Below are 17363 nucleotides of genomic sequence, written 5' to 3' on the forward strand. Positions count from 1 at the left end.
CTCAATTGTTACTAAGAACTTATTTTTATGACGGCATTTGAGAAAATCACACCGTCAACTCCTAAAAGAGCCAACTCTTCAATCTCATCCTCTTCTTCTATACGGATTAATATTTTTGCATCAAAAAGATAAGTTTCGGCAATGTTTTGAGCAGTTTTTGCAAGCTCTTTTTCTACGATTATAAAAGATGCGCCGAGTGATGAAGCGTATAAAATTTCGGTTATGTTTTTTACATGTAGAGCTGTTTGTATAGAGTTTAAAACGGCATGATTTATTATGTCTAAATTATTTTCGCAAAATTCTATATATAAGGTAGAAGAGGGCGGCGTGTGAACTATAGAGTCAATGCTTGATATGTGGTAGAAATTTTTACTTTTTAAAAATCTGTGTCCAAAAAATATCATTTTACTTTCTCTAGACACTCTTTTGAGCAGTAGTATTTACTTCCGCTTAGTATAGCATCGTCTAATTCGCAGTAAACTTTACATGTAGCGCATTCAACCATTTCACTGCTTTGTTCTTCATTTTTAGAGATTTTGTCCGATGGTTTTTTCTTTATAAATATAAAATAAACAACAGCAATAACACCGATAACAAGTAGTAGTTTTAATATCATATATTTTCTCCGATAAGTAAATAGTGCCTGTTTTTAGCCTGTATTATTCTATGTTTTATATTAGAAGGAACTTCATCGTAAACTCTTTCTCCTTTATAAAAAAGAAGTTTTGAGTTCTCATCGCGAAAGTTTTTACTTAGCTCAAGAAGCATATCTGTATCTGTTACTGCTCTTGATGTGACGATATCAAAAATTTCGCTATCCATCTCTTCAACGCGTTTTTTAACAACAGTGACATTTTTAAGCCCCAAATCCGCTTTTATAAACTGCAAAAAACTTGCTCGTTTTTGTAGCGGTTCGACAAGAGTAACTTTTACATCAGGAAGACCCATCGCAAGAATAAGACCGGGAAATCCTGCCCCCGTTCCTATGTCTAAAAGTTTTTCGCACTTTGGCAAAAAGCTGATAGGAAAAGCGGCATCGTATATAAATTCATCAATAGTTTTTTCATCTTTTGCACCTGTGAGGTTGTGGATTTTATTCCATTTAAATAGATGCTCTTTATACTTTGCGATATTTTCAAAAAAATTATCAGGCAAATCTATATTATGCTGAGTAAATGCGGTTTTTAAATTCACCGATATCCTTTATATTAAAGCAGATGTCCCATTTCATCTTTTTTTACATTCAAATAGGCTTCATTATGCGGGTTTGATTTCATAATGATAGGAATTCTCTCGACAATCTCTATGTCGCTAAGCGAGTCTATCTTTTTTGGATTGTTTGTAAGAAGCTTTATTTTATGTATGTTAAAATGATGAAGTATAAACGTTACCATCTCATAGGTTCGCTCATCCGCCGCAAACCCTAGCTGATGGTTCGCTTCTATCGTATTTAAGCCTTTATCTTGCAGGGCATAAGCGTTTATCTTATTTAAAAGACCGATATTTCGCCCCTCTTGTCTTAGATAGATAACCATACCGTTAGTTTTAGAAGCCAGCGTAAGTGCGTGTTCTAGCTGATCTCTGCAATCGCACTTTAGACTGCCTATAGCATCTCCCGTCAAACACTCCGAGTGAACTCTTACAATGGGGATTTCATCTAGTTTTTCTTTGAAAATCACAAGATGCTCTTTGTTTCCCTCTTTGAAAGCTTTTACTTTAAAATCACCGAATCTTGACGGCAAATTTGCTATTTCTGAAATTTTTATGTTCAATTAACGTACCCTAATTTTAACTTTAAAACGGTAAAATATTTTTTCAAAATTATAGCTAAAAAGGTTTAATAATGTTTCAAAGATTTCGTAGAACTCGTCTAAATAGTCATCTTCGCACACTTGTAAGAGAGACAAGTGTAAGTGTAAATGATTTTATTTACCCGCTTTTTGTCCGTTCTGGAGAAGGTATTAAAACAGAAGTGGCTTCAATGCCGGGTGTTTTTCAGATGAGTATCGATGAAGTTTTAAAAGAGTGCGAAGAGCTTAAAAAACTGGGGCTTTACGCAATTATACTTTTTGGAATCCCTGATGTAAAAGATTCCATCGGTTCAGACTCTTTGTGTGAACATGGGATAATCGCAAAAGCTATTCGCGCCGTAAAAGAGGCTCATCCCGATATGTTTGTTGTTACGGATCTATGTTTTTGCGAATATACCGATCACGGACACTGCGGTATTATCGATGAAAAATTAGAAACCGTAAACAACGATGCAACGCTAAAAATATCCGCACAACAAGCTATCGTACATGCAAAAGCAGGTGCCGATATGATAGCACCTTCGGGTATGATGGACGGAATTATACAAACGTTAAGAGAAGCTCTTGATAGCGCAGGGTATGTAAATCTTCCGATTATGAGCTATTCGACAAAATTTGCTTCAGGCTATTACGGACCGTTTCGCGACGTTGCAGAGTCAACACCTAGTTTCGGCGACCGCGCAACTTACCAAATGGACCCTGCAAACAGAAGAGAGGCAATAGCCGAGAGTAAATCCGATGAGCTTCAGGGTGCGGATATACTGATGGTAAAACCTGCTCTTGCTTACCTTGATATAATAAGAGATATAAAAGACAATACTTCTCTTCCTATGGCTGTTTATAACGTAAGCGGCGAGTATGCGATGCTAAAATTTGCAGGGATGAACAACTTAATCGATTATAATAGAGTAGTTATGGAAACTATGGTTAGTTTTAAAAGAGCGGGTGCTGATATAATCATCTCTTATCATGCAAAAGAAGTTGCAAAGATGTTACAAAAGTAATTTTAAAGGAAATTACTATAAACTTACGGCTTATTTAAAAATTTGGGGAATACTTTGAGACATTTTTTAACACTAAAAGACTTTACTAAAGAAGAGATTTTAGAGATAATCGATATCGGGCTTGATATTAAAAAAAATCTTGCATCAAAAGTATATAAAAAAGAGTTAGAAAATCAGACTCTTGGAATGATATTTGAAAAAAGCTCTACAAGAACAAGAGTCAGTTTTGAAGTAGGAATGTTTCAGCTTGGCGGTCATGCTCTATTTTTATCAAACAGAGATATTCATTTGGGTCGCGGAGAGCCTGTAAAAGATACTGCTCGCGTCATTTCAAGTATGTGCGACATGGTCATGATAAGAACTTTTGAGCACTCTATGGTAGAAGAGTTTGCACGCTACTCAAAAGTACCTGTTATAAACGGGCTGACGGATTCGTATCATCCAGTACAGCTTTTGGCGGATTATATGACTTTGGTTGAGTATGGAGTTGATAAAAATATTGTTGCCGCTTATGTGGGTGACGGAAACAATATGACTCACTCTTGGCTCATGCTTGCCGCAAAACTAGGGTTTGAGCTAAGAATTGCTACTCCAAAAGGGTATGAAGTAAATCCTGATATTTTAAGTCAAGCGCTACATATTGCCAAAGATAGCGGTGCGATTATAAAAACTATGAACGACCCGATGGAAGCGGTAAAAGGTGCGACTGTTGTAACAACAGACACTTGGACGTCTATGGGGCAAGAAGAAGAAAAAGAGCAGCGCATAAAAATATTTAAAGGTTTTATGGTTGATGATAAAATGATGTCGTTGGCGGCAAAAGATGCTCATTTTCTTCACTGCCTTCCTGCTTATAGAGGCTTGGAAGTAAGCGAAGAAGTTTTTGAAAAACACTCTGAAATAGTTTTTAATGAAGCAGAAAATAGACTTCATGCCCAAAAAGGACTTATGGTCTGGCTGGATAGACAAAGATAGTCTGTTAATAGACTACGCTTCTCATTCTTGATATGAGATGCTCGGCATCATCTTCTAGGTGCTGCTGTGCCAAAGTGTAGAGTATCTGCTCCTCTTTCATATTGTGCTGCTGCATAAGTATCATCAGTGTCTCGGAAGCCGAGAAAAATCTGTCTTTGTCCTTTTGTTCAAGAGCGTTTCTCATTTTAGATAAAAGCTCTCTCATCTGCTCATGCTCCATCTCCATAAGTTTTGCGGGATTATTTTTTATATCGCTTACTTGAGCCAACGCCTGAAACAGCACTATCTCTTCCATACTGAAATGATTGTTCAAATCATCGTAAAACTTCTCAAACTTTAAAAGTACTTCATCATTGTTGTTTGCAACGGCATCTTCCATCTGGGCAAACGTTTCGTCGCACTCTCTGTGGTCGTTTGTCAAGAACTCTTTTATATTTGACATGTAAGCTATCCTGATTAAGTTTTAGCGAATGATAGCTTTTTTAGGGTTTTTGGCGATTGATGGGAGTCAATACTGCTTTTTGTAAGTTTTTAGTTTTTTTACATCTTTAAGTCTTATTGCAGATGAGAAATTTAAATGCTCATTAATGTCTTCACCGTTATCAAACTTTTTATCAAACTCTTTGGCTGTTATCTTTTTCATATTTTTTTCTGTATCTACGAAATCAATACCATGTTTTTCTTTATGGATTTGGTTTTTGTTTTCATCATATTCAAATTTCATGCAACCTCATTTTATGTATAAAATTATACTTTCATTGTAAAGAATGAAATATAGCGACTGACTTCACTTATAGATTTATCTATTCAGTGCTAAGACTTTTTATCCAGTTTATTTATCATATCATTGATAGCTTTTTCAAATTCATCAAAATCCTCTCCCAAAGTATCCCATAAAACCTTGTCATCTACTCCAAAATAGTGATGAGTTAAAACATCTCTCATTTTAGCTATTTCACTCCATGGAATTTCAGGGTATTCATCTGTAAGTTCTTTTGGAATATTTTTTACTGCTTCTCCGATATTTTCAAAAGCTTTTGCAACGGCATAAACCTTTTCAAGATTTTCTGTAAACTCTTCATAGGTAACATTTTCAACAAACTTTTTAATATTTTTGCATTCATTTTTTATGTCTTCAATATAAAGCTTATAATCTCTATTGCTTTTAAACATAGCTGATATCCTTTTGAATATAGCTTTTTATTTGTGGTTTTAATGTCTCATCTCTGACCAAATCAATTTTTTTATGAAAAAAATCTTCAAGTTGTTTCGTTAATTTAAGATATTTAAACATTGATAATTTTTTATCTTTTTCAATTTTATATAAAATGTCTATATCACTATTATCATTTGCTTCATCTCTGGCAAAGGAACCGAACAGACCGATAAATTGTATTCCGAATTGATTATGATAATATTCTTGATTTGATTTTAAATAGTTTAATATATTTTGTTTATTCATTGTTATATCTCCTCATCTTCATCAATTTGCTCAGTCAGCTCTATAAAATTTTCAAAGATATTTAAATCTTCAAGGCTTTTTAATATTGCTTCTTTTATTGTCATATCTTCTCTTTAAGTTTTCATAAATTATATCAGATTTAGTTTCAGTAAATACTTTAGTGATATTTTTTTAAGATAATGGCAGTGCTGAGCGAAACTCAGAGATAAGTATAAGAAAGCGTAGCTTTCGTTGGACTTATCGGAAGAGTGAAGAGAGTGTTCGCTCCAGCGACTTGTTATCCGAAGCCGAAGGCGAGGGTAACAAGAACTCGCTCAGCACTTTTGTTATGTTATCTTGTTCTATATGTCCTTAAAACTTCAACTGCAATCAATAATAATTTAAGTAATACACTATTGAAACTCGGGGAGTATCCCATCGCTATTTTTTCCAAAATACTTGGATACAACAGAAGGTCTAATTTTATTCCACACATCAGCAATGATATCTATATATTTCTTTGAATCTTTACTCTCAGCATCAAAAAATAAATTCATAAACACTGAAACCCCCTCTAAATCATTATACTTTTCTTCATAATATATTAATGATACAAGAAGGGAATACTTAATCGCTTTTTCATAATCTTGAAAAGTCTTGCCTTCTTCGAAGTGTTTTTTCATATTAGGATTTTTAAATATTTCTATTAATTGAAAATATAAAAATCTCATTCTTACTGTTGGATTAGGATGAGTACCAGAGACTTTTCCATCATGATATTTATTCTGTTTTCCATGAAAATAAAAAAATAAATAATTTAATCCTGCAGATAAGTTCCAGAGAGTTGAACATTTGATAATAGCATCTTTTTTAAGGAATTCAATAATTAAATATGTGGCTTCATAATCTGCAGATAATTCACATGCATGTTTTATAGAAGCATCATGAGAAGAAATTTGTTGATTATTATTATCACTACTTTTTTGACTTTCATACCACTCTGAAATATTGTTTTCTTTCTTTGTGTCTGAAAATTCGGAATATATAGCTCCATGACATTGTAAAAGGTGTGCTTGTTCATGTAAGTATACCCAAGAAAGTGAATTTTCAAAATAAGGAATATATGATTCTGCAGGTGCTAACTCATTTGGAATGAAATGACTTTCATTCTCTTGTTCATCACAAAAAACCTTTTTATAAAAATCGAGTCCATTATTGTGCCATTCATTACTAAAACCAATAGCATTCTGAATAATATCAATGGTTACACCATAAGATATATTAATTACATCACATGTCATATTCTTTGATGAAACATATGCAATAAAGTCCTTATCTCGGTACCAATAGAATATGAGTTTTTTATCTGTGATATAAATATCATCAGAAGCAAATTCTTTAATTTTGTCAATTACTCTTTCCCCAAAACTTACTGCATCAGGTATTAATCTATCAGATATTTCAATAGCGATAATATACTCCTAATATTTGTTATATGAATTTAATTCACTTGTAACATAACGGTTGAGGAGAGCAATAGTTTTCCCGTTAGGGTAAACTATTGGCTCCTGCGTTTTGTTATACTTTACTAGTTTTCGCCTCTAACAAAGTCTATGATTGTTGTTAAACTATCAAATTGTCCTTCCCTTTTTGTGGACATATTTGTTGCTACAATAAAGTTTTCTATTGCTTTATAATCTACAGTGTTTAATTCATTTGTATTAAAACTGACCAATAAATCATTAGCTTCTGTTACTTCTTGAGCTGTAATTTCATTTTGATTAATGATTTCAATTAATCTTTTATATTTTTCATTTTGCATATTTGAACCTTTTGTGTATAACGTTAATCTTGAGGAATAGTTTCACCGTAGGGGGAACTATTCCTCTCCAAGTACTTGTTAGTCTTGGAGGTTCTAAATAAAATTATGAACTTCTGTTTCTGATAATTTTGCATAATACATTCTGTAGCGCTCTTTTGTATTATGGATTGGGAACCAAGCATCAGAAGCATTTTGAGTAAAACTTGTTGATAAATATGCCACCAAATTACTTATGAAATATGCATGAGATAATTTTTTAATTTCGTAGGAATGCCATATGGGATCGTGACCTAGATTAGCTAAGGGATGACCACTTTCCCAAAATCTAATAAACATGTTTTCGCCAATTGATACACAATTTATAATACTATTAATATCATTATTGGCTATTTCTTGAAGTATTTGCAGAACTTCTTCTTCTCTAATACTACCTTTATTATAAACAAAGAGTCCTGCCCAACACTTTTGTCTATCCCCTGAATTTTCACGAATACCTTTTACTTCTTTACTTAGTTTTGCTAATACGGATTTTATGCTTTCACCATTTGACAGTTTTGTTTTTACTTCAACAATGGCATTAGCACATTCTGGTGTCACAAAATGAAGTTCGCCACTTTTATATAAAGTTGGGTTGAATTTCGAAGTAATTAGAATATCTATTTGACCTGAATTTTTTTCTCCATTATTAGTTGAGCTTGGATAGCAAACAAAACCAGTGCCAACTCTATATATTTCTGGTAAAAAATCATTCATTACTTTTCTTAGAATACTTTCTTTATGTTCCCCATCTGTAAGCCAATGAGATTTTCCTATTAAGTTTCTAACTCTTTTTTCTGAAGTTTTAAGTTCTTCACCAATTGACTTATGATAAGCAAGAAAATCTTGTTGTATTGGCATGTTTTACCTTTATATTTTGTTGACTAACGGCAGTGCTGAGCGAAACTCAGAGATAAGTATAAGAAAGCGTAGCTTTCGTTAGACTTATCGGAAGAGTGAAGAGAGTGTTGGCTCCACTGATTTGTTATACCCTGTTAAACGATCTTTTTAATTAGGAAATGGTAAGTGGCAACGATCTCAGCATCTAGCTCACGTTCCATGCCTTTGATTGTAAAATCGCTAATTTTTCCGATAGTTTTGCCTGCTCCAAGAGAAGAACCATCACGAACGGTGTCTCCTTTGACATTCAATATAGCTTTTCCAGCACCTTTTGATGAGCCATCGCGGATAATGCCATCCTTTACATTTCCCAAGGCACTTCCTGCTCCCTTGGATGATCCATTTCGAATGATTCCATCTTTGATATTTCCAAGTGCTTGACCAGCACCAAGTGAATTCCCGTCTCTAATCACGCCATCTTTGAAGTTTGCCATTTCTGTCTCCTGTTTTTTTGATTGGATTGAAGGTATAACTATTTATTCATACACATTATATACATAGTAACTTAAAAAAATAAAAATAACTTACATGTTAAATGTGTGTTAATTATTAAAATTTAGTAAAAAATATGACTATTTACAATATTTCTTTATATTACGAAAAAAAATACATATTATTCTTAAAGATATAGTGTGTGTTAAATGTCATATAGAGAAATAACATACAAAAATGTTTGTTAATTGTTAAAAAAACTACATAACAAACACGATGTAGCTTAAACAAAGAAAATAACATGTAAGTAAAAAATGACTTTTGGAGTTATAGAAAATCAATAATATTGGGGAGCAAGGATTTATCCTTGCCGATGATAAAAGAGGTTAGTAACTTATTCCTGTAACGCTTCTAATTTTTTCGATTGTCGGAAGTGCAATTTCCCTAGCCTTAGAAGCTCCCGCTTTTAAGATATCTCTCACTTCGTCTTGATGTGCTTCGAAGTACTCTCTTTTTTCTCTAAACTCTCTAAAGTACTCCCACATCACTTCGCCGAGGTAGATTTTAAAATGCCCGTGACCTTCGCCGCCTCTTTTGTATCTATCTTGAAGTGCTATTAAGTTGTCGCCTTCTAAAAAGAGTTTTGCCATATTGTAAACATTACATGTCTCGTACTCTTTTGGCTCTTCTAGCGCTACATTTTCGGTTACAATCTTTTTGATTGTTTTCATTTGAGCTTTCTCTTCGCCGAAGATATTTACTATATTTCCGTAGCTTTTAGACATTTTTTGCCCGTCAATTCCCGGAACTGTTTGAACTTCTTCTTGAACACGAAATTCTGGGATAGTCAAGATGTCACCGTATTGGTTGTTAAACTTTATAGCTATGTCTCTTGCTATTTCTACATGTTGAATCTGGTCTTTTCCTACGGGAACTACTTCGGAGTTAAAGAGTAAAATATCTGCCGCCATTAAAACAGGATAAGAAAAAAGTGAATGATTTGCCGCAATGCCTTTAGCCGTTTTATCTTTGTAGCTGTGAGCGCGCTCAAGCAGACCCATCGGTGTAAATGAAGATAAAATCCAGTATAGCTCAAGCACCTCTTTAACATCCGACTGAACCCAGAAAACAGATTTGTCAGGGTCGATACCGAGTGCTAAAAAGTCCGTTGCACACTGCATAGTTAGTTTTGACAAATCTTTGCCGCCGCTTGTCATTGCGTGATAGTTGGCAATAAAAGCAAACGTCTGACTGTCTGCTTGAGCATCTACCATCTGCTTTATAGAACCGAAATAGTTTCCTATATGTAAATCTCCAGATGGCTGAATTCCTGTCAAAACTCTCATAAATATACTCCAAAAATTATAGTTAATTAACTTTCGTATTATACATTTTTTAGCTTTATTTCGCTATTATTGGGCTACATATAGTAAATAAAACTATTAAAATAAAGGATAAAAAATGAATGTACAAATTCATGCAAAAGATGTTACTCTTCACGCAAATACAAGATCTCATATAGAGGTGGCTATTGAAGCGTTTAAAAAATATTCACTTGACATTACTACTGTAAACGTGAATCTTAAAAAAGAGAAAAATGGTGTTTCGGTAGAGTTTGATATTCATATTGCACATGCACAACCTGTTGTTATAAATCAAGGTGATGAAGATTTAGATACGGCAATTGATTTGGCAATTGACAGAGCGACAAAAGCACTTCGCCGTTTACATGACAAAGTGATTTCTCATCAAGGCGCTTCAATAAAAGATATGGAAACAGCAGAAGTATAACATGTACAACTGGATTGTATGGTTTCACATAATCTCTCTTGTTTCGTGGTTTGCGGCACTTTTTTATATGCCGCGACTCTTTGTTTATCATGCTGAAAATGCGGATAATGAGGGGTTTGTCAAAGTAGTAAAAATAATGGAGATGAAGATTTATAAGTATATAGGTCTTCCTGCCATGTGGGCAACTGTTCTAAGTGGTAGCTATCTTGCATATGAAATTGGTTTTAGCGGTAACGGCTGGTTACATGTTAAAATATTTTTTGTAGTTATTTTGATGGCTTATTTTTTTTCACTCGGGTATTTTAGAGAGAAATTTTTAAAAGATGAGTGCAACAAAAGCGGAAAGTTTTTTAGAGCTTATAACGAAGTTCCGACAATTTTACTGCTTATAATAGTAGCTATGGTTATTATAAAACCGTTTTAACAGTTTAAATATAAAAGGAGTTTTTCTCCTTTTACTTCTCTCCGCGTTTTTTAGCTTTAAATAAAACAGGCGTTCCGCTAAAATTGAAAGATTCTCTTAGTTTATTTGTCAAATATCTTCTGTACGTAAAGTGAAGACCTCTTGGTTTATTCATAACAATAGCGATTTTCGGCGGTCTTGTCTCATACTGTGTTGCGTAGTATATTCTTATAACTTGACCACGCATACTAGGCAGTTGATGGCGTCTAAGAGCTTTTTCCAACACCTCGTTAAGCTCAGAAGTTTTTATACGTTGAGAGTAGTTTTCGTTTATCTCTAAAATCATATCGTGAAGCTTGTCAACTCTTTTGTGAGATTTTGCAGATAGCGTGATAATCGGTGCATAAGCCAAAAACTTAAATCTGTCTCTTACGTTTTGTATGATTTTGTCGTAGTCTTCTCTGTTTGCGATATCCCATTTATTTAAAACTATAATACATGCAAGGCGGTTACTGTCAACAAGTCCTGCAATTTTTTCGTCAAGGTCTAAAAGAGGTTCGCTTGCATCAAGTACGACAAGTGCCATATTTGAATTTTCAAGCATCTCTTTTGTTCTCATGAGAGCAAATTTCTCAATCCCCACAATTTTGCCGCGACGTCTAAGACCTGCAGTATCTACAAAAGTAAGCTGTTTGCCTTTGTACTCTATACTCTCATCAATCGGGTCTATCGTAGTTCCTGCAACAGAGCTTACAACAGAGCGTTCTTCACCTAAAAGAGCGTTTAGAAGTGAGCTTTTGCCTACATTTGTACGACCGATAATAGAGATTTTTATGTGGTTAACATCTTCTTCGTTAAACTCTTTTATTCTGTCATTTTGGGCAAATATTGAGTCATCTTCAAAATCTTCTTCATTTACATCCGTATAAAAGAAACCGTCGTCATCGTCTTCATCTTCGTCTTCTGCATTCTCATCTTCATCAAAGAAATCATATTCACTGCCGTCTTCTTCAATGATATTTACATCATCTTCTTCGTCGTTTTCTTCTTTTATGATATCTGAATCAGGAATTTTTTCATACATCCAGTCAAGAAGAGGAACTATACTTCTGTTATGTGCAACCGATATACCGAAAATTGCATCAGTTCCAAATTCATAGTAATCCCAAAGATTATCTTTCATCTTGTCATTATCAATTTTATTTACGACAAGAGCTACGTCTTTTCCCAAAGTTTGAAGTTCATAAAAAAGTTTTTTATCCTCATCTTCGGGAATAGTTCTTCCATCAACCATATAAAGGATAATGTCTGCTTTATGCGCCGCTTCAAGAGACTTCTCTTTTATGCGGTCAAAAAGCTCACACCCTTTGTCTAGTCCGCCGGTATCTAAAAGCAGGGCTTCTTTGTTTATGATAACAACATGACGTCTTTTTACATCCCTTGTTGTTCCTGCTTGCTCGGACGTAATAGCGTCTCTTTTTTTGACGAGTCTGTTAAAAAGCGAACTTTTTCCGACATTCGGACGACCTATTATGGCGATTTTTTTCATAGCTGCTACCTTAGTTTAAGTGAAGAAAAGTTGTAGTTTATTTGGAATTATAGCGAAATAAGAGAGGATTAGAAATTGTTTGTAAAAAGTTCTCTTTTTATGTCTTTGCATTGCCGCGCTTCGCTCACAATGAGAGTCATTGCGAGGAACTTGTGACGAAGCAATCTATGATTAATGATAGTTTTATTAAATACTATTCTGCAGCAAAATCTTTTTCCATGCTCTCAAGTGCATTTTTAGCTTTAAACTGTTGCCACAATGCTCTGTCGTTTTGATAGCTTGTTTTAATATTATCTTGAATTTGTACGTTTGCAGATTTTTTTGAAACCGCAACAAGCAGATATAGCGCACCAGATGGAGATGACCATGTATCTATTGCTTTTGAATCTGCTAAATCTACTTTTGCCAACTGTTTTGTTACCGCTTCGACAGACTGATCTACGGTCTCTCCTGAACCGACACCCGTAGTACCGCTGTAGATAGTTATCTTATCTTGAATTTGAGATTTTATCTGCCCTGCCAAATCTGAACGACCGTTAGCAAGTGCTACTCTTCTCATGTGTGCCATTCCTGCCGCACTTTTTTGGGCGATTCCAACACCTGCATAATTATCCGCCACTTCTGCAATACAAGTCCATCTAGGAGCAGATACGCCCTCTTGTTTACACTCGAACTCTCGCCCTTCATCTTTTAGCTCAACATCTTTGCCGCAGCCTGATATTGAAATTAAAAGCAAGCCCGCTAATGCGGTCGATAAGACGGTTTTAATCATAGGTAATCTCCTTATTTTTATAAAGCCATTTTAGCACTATTAATCTTAAATAGCATTGACTAATTAAAGCTGTTTTTTAGGTGCATTATAACTTAACTCTATCTTCTTTTTTGCAATAGGAGAACCATAAGCACTAAAGAAAAAAGAGCTTAAGCACTTACTTTTTTGCCTGTTTTTAGGGCATCTCTTAAGAAAGCTGTTTACTTGTTTTTCCGAGATTATATGATGGTTTGAAAATTTTATATTTAGTTTGTCAATTTTGTTCTTACCTTGAATATTGTGGATAAAATGGATAGTCTCATCCTCGTCAACTTCTACAACTATGCCAATATGAGTAATATTAAATGAGCCGGTTTTTCGTTTTGTTTTTTGAAGAGTGTCTGCAAAGAAGACTATATCGCCTATTTGTGGGAGATCGTTATCTACTAGTTTATCTTCATCTTTCATAATATTAAAAATCGCTTTTGAGCGTCTTGCATTATCAAAATATTTATATAACATGTCAGATTTATAGAAAGATTCATTAGTATCGCTATTTACCAAATCAACAAACCCTGAACAATCTTTGCCATCATCTTTACCCAGATACTTCATAGCACTCTCTACAATCGCTTTGCGAATAGAAAACTCTTTATCCTCCGGCGGTTTTACCTCTTCTGTGAGCTGAGATTCCGGAACTACGATTGACTCTTTTTGTGAACATCCCGTTAGAAAAAGCAGAATAAGAGTAAATGTTAATACTATATTTTTCATTCTTTAGAAAACTTTTTTTTAAAATTCTTAATCAATCGGTAATTATAGTGCTTTGCGTCTTAAATTTTTGCTAATGCATCATAGGCTTTTTTAGAGTTTTTTTGTACAATGCATTTTATGAAATATTACAGTTATGAAAATTTTAAAAACGATACTAACATCTTGATAAAAAAAGTGAAGGATTCACACTTTGAAGCAATTGTCGCAATAGCAAGAGGGGGATTAACGCTTTCACATGCTATGGCCGAGGGGTTAAACATACGTCAGGTGCAAAGCATTAGAACGGAACTTTATGACAAAAGCTTAAAGAGAGAAAATATCACTATATTCGGCAATTGCGAATTTAAAGATGTAAAAAAAGTTCTTGTAGTCGATGATATATCAGACAGCGGCGATACATTAAAAGCAGTTATGGAGCATCTAGGTAGCGAATTTAAAGATATTGAGTTTGTATCGTGTACTCTTTTTTATAAAAAAACATCCATCTATGAACCACATTTTTGGGTAAATGAAGCAGATGATTGGATAGACTTTTTTTGGGAGAGAGATTTTTTACTTAAGTAGAGACACTAAAATTAGTGGCTCCAGTATCTTCCGCCTCTTTTTGCAAAATCCGTTTCATATATGTATGCGGATATCTCTCTTAATGTATCTTCATCAAACCCAAGGTGCGGCATTAGCTCATATTTTTTAATCCATTTATCCATCAAAGAGGTCTCTCTTTTTGGATTTGCAACCCACTTTGACATGTAGTTTACAAAATCTTCTTTATTGCTAAAGGCATCTTTATATACTTTTCTTAACTCAACCATTGACGGAGCAGATACGCTCTTTGTCTCTTTATGACATGTAATACAGTTTCCATTAAAGAGTAAAGAGCCTGTATCATCTGCAAAAGATAGTGAAAAAGCACAGAGTGACGATAATAAAAAAACTAATTTCATGCGGTTACTTTCTATGAGCTTTTATCATCTCATACGCTTGATTTATCTCCTGCGTTTTTGCGGTTGCTTCTTGCATATAGGCATCATCTTTGCCTTGAGATTTTATAATGTCCGGATGGTACTCTCTTATTAATTTTCGATAAGCTTTTTTTACCACGTCCATATCGTCACTCTCATTTACGCCTAAAAGTTTGTATGCATCGCTTACGTTTGCTTTTGGTCTTATGTTGTGAATCATCTTCTCAAACTGATCAAAAATAGCATGATAAGCATTCGGGTCAAACTCAAACGCCTCGGCAATCGATGCCAATATCTCCTCTTCGGCTTTGCTTACTTCCCCGTCAACAAAAGCAAGTTGAATCAAAAAGCCCATAAACTGATGCTGTTTTGCTCTGTCCCTTTTAATCGAAGAGCCAAGTGCATGAGCAACTTCTTGCAGATTATCGGTTCTGTCTTTCTCTTCGTTGAAAATCTCTTTTAATATATCTTTTGTTTTTTGCGGCTGTGGAAAAACTGCCGAGATATCATCAAACATTATGCCTATAAGTTCAGCTTCAAGAGCATCAACTTTTCCGTCAGCCTTTGCTACTTTTGCAACAAGTGCTATAAAAAGTCCCAAATCACTCTTTTGCAGAGACTCTTTTGTAATTGTAAAATTTTTAAATGCTTCCTGCGAATAAGCCGTATATTTTGAATAACTCTTAAAAATCCAGTAAAAAAAACCGCCTAATACGGCAAGTAATATTATATTTCCCATAACTCTCCTTTATCAATAGTATAATTATAAGAAATAAAAGCTAATAAAGAGATATAAAATTTTAGTTGCTTGAGATTTTATGATAAACTCTTTTAGCGGTAATTTTCCCGACCCAAAAAATCTCATCCATCAAAGCCTCTTTTAAAAGACCGTCACTGTCAAACGCTATAAGCACGTCAACTATGCTGTCATCTTTATCTAGCGGTTCTACATGTAGATTGTATATATTTGCAATGTTGCCTGAAAAGTTTAACTTCGCAGACTCCCTTTCTTTATCTTCCAGATAGGAGAGGATGATACTATTTTTTTCATCATGTGCACCAAAGGCTATAAGACGGTAGCTTTTTTTCTCTTTGTTGCAGTTTGCTTTAGTGTTAAGGTACGAACTTAATACGTCATTATCTTTATAAATGTCAAGTAAAGTCTCTTTTTTTGAACTCTCTTTTACCTCTTTTGATATAAGCTCAAAGTTAGCGGGATTGAACTGCATTTTATTTACTAATTTTGTTTTTTCTTCTATAAGCGTAATCTCTTTTTTGTCGTGATTGAAATAGTAGGTGTCACTCGTTGTTTTTTTGGTCGTCTCTTTTATTTTTATGAACAACTCTGGACGGTATATACCGTTAATAATTTTACCTTTGCTTATATATGTTTCAACTCTGTGTCTTAAAAGTACGGCAGCAGTGCCAATTGTATATGCATCAAGTTTTATCTCGTAATTATCGCCGCTCTCTTTTAGCGTTACGTCACTGTATCCTACATTTCCAAAAAGAGTAACATATACATCGTAGCGGGTAGAAAAATCTTGCGCAAAAACAGAACTTAATGATAAGAATAAAATGAACATGTATTTCACGACAAGAATCTTTTTAAATATTTCCAAAATAAAAATCTACATAAAATCGAACAATTTGGTTTGGTTTATAATCATGCTCTCTATGAAAACTAACTCCCGGTTGAATCTCATAGGTAATCCATTTGCGAAAAATATTTTGTCTCCACGATACAAAAGTAGAGTAGTCGCTTATGCCGCCAAACTGTCGCGGTGCTGCGTCACATGTATATTTTGAATTTCCCCAAAACTGTTGTGTAAAACTAAAACCTTTTTTGCTTGATGGCGTTAAGTAGTAGGAGAATGCAAGTGCATAGTCAAAACCGGCTATGCTTGATTGTGTTTTTCGATGCAGAGTTGTTCTAAAGAGAGAAAGCTCCTCTAATGTTCTGTCAAAGTATATATTTGTCTCTTCGCTAAAATCGCTTTTTGTAGAGTATTTAAATTGCTGTGTAGGCTGAATAAGCCATTTTTGTATTTTAAAATCTTTACTATATCTTGCACTTGCAAAGGTAGATAAACCGCTAAAACCTATTGAATATTTTGATTTTATATCATTTGGAGTCGGTGCAAAGTAGTTAACACCGATTTCAAGTGATTTTTGATTATCTTTTGAAGTAGTACTGTTTTGACGATAATCTTCTTTAACGTCGTCTATAAAGAGTTTAAAACTCTCTTTTGTTCTGCTAAGAGGAACTTGTGCTCTTACCTTATGGATAAAGCTTGTTGAATTCTTTGACTCAAAAGCTGCGCCTATGCTTACTCGAAGATAACTTTTTTCAGTTTCACTTGTATATTTGTCATTTTTAAAAAACTCATCAACGGAGTTTTTATCTTGAAAAAAATCATTAACCGCTTTTTGTTCCATATCTTCGCAATATTTTTCATTGTCTGCACTGCCGATACTCCTGCTTATGCCGCGGTCAATGCTATCAAAGAGGTTTATAACTTTGTTTGAGAGAACCTTTTGTTTTTCGTCGATGTACTCTTGGAATGTTTGAGTCGTGCGACTTGACTCTGCAAATAAATCAAATGCAAAAAATGTGTACAGTAAAAGAGCTATGATAGGTAACTTCACGACATCTCCCTCGCTTTAGTAATTAATTATACACTATTTTAATTAAATATAGCTCGCTATACT

General features: G+C 34.2%; 25 protein-coding genes. 5 read left to right on the forward strand and 20 right to left on the reverse strand.

Annotation, left to right across the window (positions count from 1 at the left end; all coding sequences use genetic code 11):
* Positions 1 to 11: 11 nt before the first annotated feature.
* The 4 genes from A2530_RS00475 to ribA are packed head-to-tail and all read right to left on the reverse strand — an operon-like array spanning position 12 to position 1772.
* Complete coding sequence (locus A2530_RS00475; protein ID WP_294883882.1) at positions 12 to 404, reverse strand: hypothetical protein; 393 nt, start codon at positions 402 to 404, stop codon at positions 12 to 14.
* Complete coding sequence (locus A2530_RS00480; RefSeq protein ID WP_294883883.1) at positions 401 to 616, reverse strand: PP0621 family protein; 216 nt, start codon at positions 614 to 616, stop codon at positions 401 to 403. Before A2530_RS00480 ends, A2530_RS00475 begins: the two co-directional genes overlap by 4 nt.
* Positions 613 to 1194, reverse strand: a complete 582-nt coding sequence (gene rsmG, locus A2530_RS00485) for a 16S rRNA (guanine(527)-N(7))-methyltransferase RsmG (protein WP_294883884.1) — start codon at positions 1192 to 1194, stop codon at positions 613 to 615. Before rsmG ends, A2530_RS00480 begins: the two co-directional genes overlap by 4 nt.
* Positions 1195 to 1208: 14 nt before the next feature.
* Positions 1209 to 1772: a GTP cyclohydrolase II gene (gene ribA / locus A2530_RS00490; RefSeq protein ID WP_294883885.1), complete on the reverse strand. Its 564-nt coding sequence runs from the start codon at positions 1770 to 1772 to the stop codon at positions 1209 to 1211.
* Between the two features lie 71 nt (positions 1773 to 1843).
* Here ribA and hemB point away from each other — a divergent pair, with 71 nt between their 5' ends.
* Both hemB and argF read left to right on the forward strand, forming a co-directional pair.
* Positions 1844 to 2815 carry a porphobilinogen synthase gene (hemB, locus tag A2530_RS00495; protein WP_294883887.1) on the forward strand — a complete coding sequence of 324 codons (972 nt, stop codon included), beginning with the start codon at positions 1844 to 1846 and terminating at the stop codon, positions 2813 to 2815.
* Positions 2816 to 2869: 54 nt separating this feature from the next.
* Positions 2870 to 3790 (forward strand): ornithine carbamoyltransferase, encoded by a 921-nt coding sequence (argF, locus tag A2530_RS00500; RefSeq protein ID WP_294883888.1) that lies wholly within the window; start codon positions 2870 to 2872, stop codon positions 3788 to 3790.
* A 4-nt stretch (positions 3791 to 3794) separates the two neighbouring features.
* On the opposite strand, the gene A2530_RS00505 is transcribed toward argF, so the two are convergent.
* The 9 genes from A2530_RS00505 to trpS form a co-directional block, all read right to left on the reverse strand.
* Positions 3795 to 4232: a hemerythrin domain-containing protein gene (locus A2530_RS00505; RefSeq protein WP_294883889.1), complete on the reverse strand. Its 438-nt coding sequence runs from the start codon at positions 4230 to 4232 to the stop codon at positions 3795 to 3797.
* 66 nt (positions 4233 to 4298) lie between these two features.
* Entirely contained in the window at positions 4299 to 4514 is a 216-nt protein-coding gene (locus tag A2530_RS00510) for a hypothetical protein (RefSeq protein WP_294883891.1), read from the reverse strand.
* An 89-nt stretch (positions 4515 to 4603) separates the two neighbouring features.
* On the reverse strand, positions 4604 to 4963 hold the full coding sequence (locus tag A2530_RS00515; RefSeq protein ID WP_294883892.1) for a DUF86 domain-containing protein: 360 nt from the start codon (positions 4961 to 4963) through the stop codon (positions 4604 to 4606).
* A complete protein-coding gene (locus A2530_RS00520) occupies positions 4956 to 5252 on the reverse strand; it encodes a nucleotidyltransferase domain-containing protein (protein ID WP_294883894.1) in 297 nt (98 codons plus the stop codon). The genes A2530_RS00515 and A2530_RS00520 overlap by 8 nt, the downstream gene beginning before the upstream one ends.
* Before the next feature lie 392 nt (positions 5253 to 5644).
* Positions 5645 to 6532: a hypothetical protein gene (locus A2530_RS00525; RefSeq protein ID WP_294883896.1), complete on the reverse strand. Its 888-nt coding sequence runs from the start codon at positions 6530 to 6532 to the stop codon at positions 5645 to 5647.
* A gap of 287 nt (positions 6533 to 6819) precedes the next feature.
* On the reverse strand, positions 6820 to 7053 hold the full coding sequence (locus A2530_RS00530; RefSeq protein WP_294883898.1) for a hypothetical protein: 234 nt from the start codon (positions 7051 to 7053) through the stop codon (positions 6820 to 6822).
* 93 nt (positions 7054 to 7146) lie between these two features.
* Complete coding sequence (locus A2530_RS00535) at positions 7147 to 7950, reverse strand: DUF6602 domain-containing protein (RefSeq protein ID WP_294883900.1); 804 nt, start codon at positions 7948 to 7950, stop codon at positions 7147 to 7149.
* A 134-nt stretch (positions 7951 to 8084) separates the two neighbouring features.
* Positions 8085 to 8423, reverse strand: coding sequence for a hypothetical protein (locus A2530_RS00540; protein WP_294883901.1), 339 nt, complete (start codon positions 8421 to 8423; stop codon positions 8085 to 8087).
* A 384-nt stretch (positions 8424 to 8807) separates the two neighbouring features.
* Positions 8808 to 9767 carry a tryptophan--tRNA ligase gene (gene trpS, locus A2530_RS00545; RefSeq protein ID WP_294883903.1) on the reverse strand — a complete coding sequence of 320 codons (960 nt, stop codon included), beginning with the start codon at positions 9765 to 9767 and terminating at the stop codon, positions 8808 to 8810.
* Positions 9768 to 9882: 115 nt separating this feature from the next.
* On the opposite strand from trpS, the gene raiA reads away from it, so the two are divergent.
* On the forward strand, positions 9883 to 10212 hold the full coding sequence (gene raiA, locus A2530_RS00550) for a ribosome-associated translation inhibitor RaiA (RefSeq protein WP_294883904.1): 330 nt from the start codon (positions 9883 to 9885) through the stop codon (positions 10210 to 10212).
* Between the two features lies 1 nt (position 10213).
* A complete protein-coding gene (gene hemJ, locus A2530_RS00555) occupies positions 10214 to 10636 on the forward strand; it encodes a protoporphyrinogen oxidase HemJ (protein WP_294883905.1) in 423 nt (140 codons plus the stop codon).
* Between the two features lie 31 nt (positions 10637 to 10667).
* Here hemJ and der read toward each other — a convergent pair whose 3' ends face one another.
* From der to A2530_RS00570, 3 genes are all read right to left on the reverse strand, one after another.
* Entirely contained in the window at positions 10668 to 12164 is a 1497-nt protein-coding gene (der, locus tag A2530_RS00560) for a ribosome biogenesis GTPase Der (RefSeq protein ID WP_294883906.1), read from the reverse strand.
* Between the two features lie 193 nt (positions 12165 to 12357).
* On the reverse strand, positions 12358 to 12936 hold the full coding sequence (locus tag A2530_RS00565) for an LPP20 family lipoprotein (protein WP_294883907.1): 579 nt from the start codon (positions 12934 to 12936) through the stop codon (positions 12358 to 12360).
* Positions 12937 to 12999: 63 nt separating this feature from the next.
* Positions 13000 to 13689, reverse strand: coding sequence for a hypothetical protein (locus A2530_RS00570; protein ID WP_294883908.1), 690 nt, complete (start codon positions 13687 to 13689; stop codon positions 13000 to 13002).
* Between the two features lie 117 nt (positions 13690 to 13806).
* On the opposite strand from A2530_RS00570, the gene A2530_RS00575 reads away from it, so the two are divergent.
* Positions 13807 to 14253 (forward strand): phosphoribosyltransferase, encoded by a 447-nt coding sequence (locus tag A2530_RS00575; RefSeq protein ID WP_294883910.1) that lies wholly within the window; start codon positions 13807 to 13809, stop codon positions 14251 to 14253.
* An 11-nt stretch (positions 14254 to 14264) separates the two neighbouring features.
* On the opposite strand, the gene A2530_RS00580 is transcribed toward A2530_RS00575, so the two are convergent.
* The 4 genes from A2530_RS00580 to A2530_RS00595 form a co-directional block, all read right to left on the reverse strand.
* Positions 14265 to 14633: a cytochrome C gene (locus tag A2530_RS00580; protein WP_294883911.1), complete on the reverse strand. Its 369-nt coding sequence runs from the start codon at positions 14631 to 14633 to the stop codon at positions 14265 to 14267.
* Positions 14634 to 14637: 4 nt separating this feature from the next.
* On the reverse strand, positions 14638 to 15390 hold the full coding sequence (locus tag A2530_RS00585; RefSeq protein ID WP_294883912.1) for a TerB family tellurite resistance protein: 753 nt from the start codon (positions 15388 to 15390) through the stop codon (positions 14638 to 14640).
* A gap of 61 nt (positions 15391 to 15451) precedes the next feature.
* Positions 15452 to 16237 (reverse strand): DUF3108 domain-containing protein, encoded by a 786-nt coding sequence (locus A2530_RS00590; protein WP_294884125.1) that lies wholly within the window; start codon positions 16235 to 16237, stop codon positions 15452 to 15454.
* Positions 16238 to 16259: 22 nt separating this feature from the next.
* Complete coding sequence (locus A2530_RS00595; RefSeq protein WP_294883914.1) at positions 16260 to 17300, reverse strand: hypothetical protein; 1041 nt, start codon at positions 17298 to 17300, stop codon at positions 16260 to 16262.
* Between the last annotated feature and the right edge of the window lie 63 nt (positions 17301 to 17363).

It is taken from the genome of Sulfurimonas sp. RIFOXYD2_FULL_34_21, assembly GCF_001830805.1.
Classification (GTDB): domain Bacteria; phylum Campylobacterota; class Campylobacteria; order Campylobacterales; family Sulfurimonadaceae; genus Sulfurimonas.